Here is a 4,701-nt window from a genome sequence, read left to right as displayed (position 1 = left end):
ACTGAAGTTTTACTAAAACTTTATGAACTACACGGCATTGAAGTTTTACACAGACTGAATGGAATGTTTGCATTCGCTATTTGGGATACTGTAGAAAAAAAACTGACTCTATGCAGAGATAGAATGGGTGTAAAACCTTTGTATTACTGCATTCATAAAAACACACTATACTTTGCCTCTGAACAAAAAGCACTATTTGCAGCTGGAATACCGATTCAGATTTCTGAAAACGGAATGGAAGAATACTTTTTCAACCGATTTGTAGCAGGCGAAGAAACCTTGTTTGCAGATGTTAAAAAATTACTTCCCGGACATTTTATGGTAATTGACGAGGAAGGAAAAAGCAAAACAACGAGATGGTGGAATTTAAAAGAACAGATTCAAAATCATGTCAAAATAGATAATCCAAAAAAATGGTTTGAAGAAACCTTCTTCGAGTCGGTAAAACTTCGAATGGTAAGTGATGTTCCCGTTGGAGTTTTGTTAAGTGGCGGATTAGATTCATGTTCAATCCTATCTGCTTTATACAACCAAGAGTTTAAGAATATCGAAACCTTCAACATTAGTTTTTCCGAAGAAGAGCATAATGAATACCATTTGGCAAAAAAAATAACCGATCAGTATGGATATACTTTCAATCATACCAAACTTGAAAATGAAAGTTTATATCAAAACCTGATTGAAACCTCTTATTTTCAGGACGAACCGATAATGCATCTTAACGAACCTCATTTATTGGCAATTGCGAAATTAGCCAAGCCAAAAGTAAAGGTTTTGCTTTCTGGCGAAGGTGCTGATGAATTAATGGGCGGTTATGTTCGATACAAAGCGTTAAAAAATCCCTCTTTATTAAAAGTGATTTCACAGCTTAGTAAGTTTGAAACTTTCAATAAAAGTCCACGTTATGACAAACTATTCCGCTATTCAAAAATTACTAATGATGCTGATTTAGTAATATTTAATGGATGTAATGTGTATCCAGACGACATCAATAATTTTTACGGAAATAAACAAAAACCGGCAAATGAATATCGATATCAAATCTTGAAAGAAGCACAGGAATTATATCCAAAAAACCTGCAACGTCAAGCATTATACTTTGATCAACACACCTATTTGTGTTCATTGTTAGATAGAAATGACCGTTGTACTATGGGAACTTCAATCGAATGTCGTGAGCCATTCTTGGATCAAAGACTTATTGCAGGTTTAGGAACATTGGATGACAAGTGGATGTTTACCGGGAAAAAAGGGAAGTTCATTTTAAAAACTACAATGGAAGAGAAACTTCCGAAAGAGGTTATTGATTTTAGAAAAATTGGACTTAGTGCACCTTGGGGCAGTTATTTGTTGCGTTTCCCAAGATTTGTTGATGAATTAGACAACTTTGCAAAAAGCCCTATTTTTGAAATTCCATTCCTTCAAAACATTGACGGAACAAAGCTAGTGGCAGAAATACGAAAAGAAAACACCAAAATTTTGCCTTATTTTATGCCACTATTTATGCTTCACAAATGGCAAAAAAACTACTATAACAAGTTTGTTTAAAAGTTCGTTTGTCTTACTTTTGTGAGCATGACTATTCAGAATAACTTTTCTTTAAAAAAATACAACACTTTTGGAATTGAAGCCAAAGCCAAACAGTTTGTTGCTGTAAATTCGATCGAAGATTTAAATACCATTTTGAAGGAACACCAATCAGAACCAAAATTCATTCTTGGTGGTGGAAGCAATATGTTACTGACACAAGACATTCAGGCTTTGGTCATTCATATTGATTTGAAAGGCAAAAAAGTCCTCAAAGAAGATGATGATTTTGTTTGGGTTGAAAGTCAGGCCGGCGAAAATTGGCACAAATTTGTACTTTGGACTATCGAGCAAAACTTCGGTGGTTTAGAAAATATGTCTTTAATTCCAGGAAATGTTGGAACTACTCCGGTGCAAAACATTGGTGCTTATGGTACCGAAATTAAAGACACTTTTATTTCGTGTGATGCTATGAATATTGCTTCGCAAGAAATGAAAACGTTCACTAAAGAAGAATGTAATTTTGGTTATCGTGAAAGTATTTTTAAACACGAAGCAAAAGACCAGTTTATCATTACTTCAGTAGTATATAAACTAACTAAACGCAACCATAAAATCAATACATCTTACGGTGATATAACTAAGGAATTAGAGAAACAAAATGTGGTTACTCCAAATTTAAAAGATGTTTCCAATGCAGTAATTGCGATTCGACAAAGTAAATTACCTGATCCGGCAGCATTAGGAAACAGTGGAAGTTTTTTTAAAAACCCAATTATACCAAAAGAACAATACGAAAAAGTACATGCTTTACATCCCGAAATGCCACATTATGTAGTTTCAGAAACCGAAGTAAAAGTTCCAGCTGGCTGGCTGATTGAAAAAGCTGGTTTCAAAGGAAAGCGTTTTGGTGATGCCGGAATTCATAAAAATCAGGCGCTAGTTTTAGTCAATTATGGCAATGCGACAGGGCAAGAAATTCTATCCGTTTCAAGAGATATTCAAGCGACTATTTTAAAGGAATTTGGAATTGCCATTGAAGCGGAGGTTAATGTTATTTAGTTATCTGTGTTCAGTCGAAGTTGTCAGAAATCGTAATTCGTAATTCGTAATTTTCATGTATATCCCAGAACTCTATAAAAATGAAAATCAGGAAGACATCCAAAACTTCATTCATAAAAATGGATTTGGGATTTTAGTTAACCAAACGGATGGAAAGTTGTGGGCGACACATATTCCATTATTGTTAGAAGAAAAGAATGGAAAAAAATATTTAGTTGGTCACGTTTCCAAAGAAAATCCACAAGCTGAAAGCTTTAAAACTAATGATGAAGTTTTGGCAATCTTTAGCGGAGTTCATACCTATATTTCTTCTTCTTGGTACGATCATGAAAATGTCCCAACGTGGAATTATTTGGCGGTTCACGTTTACGGAAAAGTAAAACTCCATACCCTTGAAGAAAGCATTGAAGCCTTAAAAAGATTGATGAATAAATACGAAGCCAAATCAGATAAACCGGTTCGTATAGAAGATTTATCAAAGAAAACAATGCATCAAGCAAAAGGAATAATTTCCTTCGAAATTGAAGTCACAGCTGTCGAAGCCAAGAAAAAATTGTCTCAAAACAGAGATGACAAAAACTACCAAACTATCATTACTAAACTGGAAGATTCTAATGATTATCAATCTATTGAAGTGGCTATGGAAATGAAAAAAAACAGAAAATAATTTCAAGCATCTTAATTCAAAGTTCATAATTGATTTTGTACATTTGCAATCCTTTTAAAACGTCGAAAAAGCACTATGTTATTATATATTTTCTTTTTATTTGTTGCGATTGTTGTTATTCAATTTCTTTATTACATTGTAATTTTTGGCAAGTTTTCATTTGCTAAACCCCAATCCGGATCACCAAAAAGAATTCCGATTTCAGTAATTGTTTGCGCTAAAAACGAAGAAGAAAATGTTAGAAATTTAATTCCGTTACTTGTCGAACAAAATTATCCTCAATTTGAAATTGTCTTAATTGACGATGCTTCAAGCGATAATACATTGGAGATTTTTGAAGAATTTGAAAAATTACATTCCAATATCAAATTGGTAAAAGTAGAAAATAACGAAGCTTTTTGGGGTAATAAAAAATTTGCATTAACACTGGGGATCAAAGCCGCAAAGCACGAATATCTTTTATTTACAGATGCTGATTGCGTTCCATCATCAAATAATTGGATTGCCAATATGAGTTCTCAGTTTACATTAGAAAAAACTATTGTTTTGGGCTATGGAGCCTATGAAAAGATTAGCGGTTCATTCCTAAATAAAATAATTCGATTTGAAACATTATTAACGGCAATGCAATATTTTTCTTGGGCAAAAATTGGCAAACCTTACATGGGAATTGGTCGAAATTTGGCCTATAAACGTGAAGAGTTTTTCAAAGTGCGTGGATTTATGGATCATATGAAAATACGTTCCGGAGACGATGATTTGTTTGTTAATCAGGCAGCTGAAAAAAAGAATACAACAATTTGTTTTTTGCCTGATAGTTTCACCTATTCTAAACCAAAAACTTCTTTTAAAGAATGGTTTGCTCAAAAACGTCGTCATGTATCTACAGCCAAACATTACAAACTATTTGACAGAAATCAACTAGGCCTTTTTTATGTTTCGCAATTGTTATTTCTTTTATTGTCAATTATTTTATTAGCATTTCAATTTCAATGGATTGCTGTAGTAAGCATGATTGGTTTTCGTTATATTTTTGCTTGGGTTACTATGGGATTTGCAGCAGGAAAACTTAAAGAAAAAGACGTAATGTATTGGTTTCCAATAATTGAAATAGTTTTGATTTTTACACAATTGAACATTTTTGTTTCCAATACTTTATCTAAACCAGTACATTGGAAATAAAGGCATACATAGAAAAAGCTAAAAAAGGTGATCAGGTTGCCTTTACGTATTTACTAGACCACTACTGGAATGAAGTATACGGCTTTATGCTTAAACGCACGGAAAACGAGACCGATACTGAAGATATTGCCATTGAAACTTTCTCTAAAGCTTTTGATAAAATTGCAACCTACAATCCTGAATTTCAGTTCAACACCTGGTTGATTGCGATTGCCAAAAATGTCCATATTGATATGCTTCGTAAAAAAAAATCGACCATATTT

5 protein-coding genes are annotated in these 4,701 nt (G+C 33.2%); all 5 read left to right on the top strand.

All coding sequences use genetic code 11. The features are described from left to right. Positions 1–1,548: asparagine synthase (glutamine-hydrolyzing) (gene asnB / locus ACOYLP_RS10855; RefSeq protein ID WP_422856189.1), on the top strand; the 1,548-nt coding region annotated here is incomplete at its 5' end. A 27-nt stretch (positions 1,549–1,575) separates the two neighbouring features. Beyond that, entirely contained in the window at positions 1,576–2,589 is a 1,014-nt protein-coding gene (gene murB, locus ACOYLP_RS10850) for a UDP-N-acetylmuramate dehydrogenase (protein ID WP_422856188.1), read from the top strand. Between the two features lie 55 nt (positions 2,590–2,644). Beyond that, positions 2,645–3,256, top strand: a complete 612-nt coding sequence (locus tag ACOYLP_RS10845) for an FMN-binding negative transcriptional regulator (RefSeq protein ID WP_422856187.1) — start codon at positions 2,645–2,647, stop codon at positions 3,254–3,256. Positions 3,257–3,331: 75 nt separating this feature from the next. Beyond that, positions 3,332–4,438, top strand: a complete 1,107-nt coding sequence (locus ACOYLP_RS10840; protein ID WP_422856186.1) for a glycosyltransferase — start codon at positions 3,332–3,334, stop codon at positions 4,436–4,438. Next, positions 4,429–4,701: sigma-70 family RNA polymerase sigma factor (locus ACOYLP_RS10835; protein WP_422856185.1), on the top strand; the 273-nt coding region annotated here is incomplete at its 3' end. The genes ACOYLP_RS10840 and ACOYLP_RS10835, both read left to right, overlap by 10 nt.

The organism is Flavobacterium sp. (genome assembly GCF_049318325.1).
Lineage (GTDB): Bacteria > Bacteroidota > Bacteroidia > Flavobacteriales > Flavobacteriaceae > Flavobacterium.
Note: the sequence above shows the minus strand (reverse complement) of the source record. Positions and strands in the feature narration are given on the sequence as shown.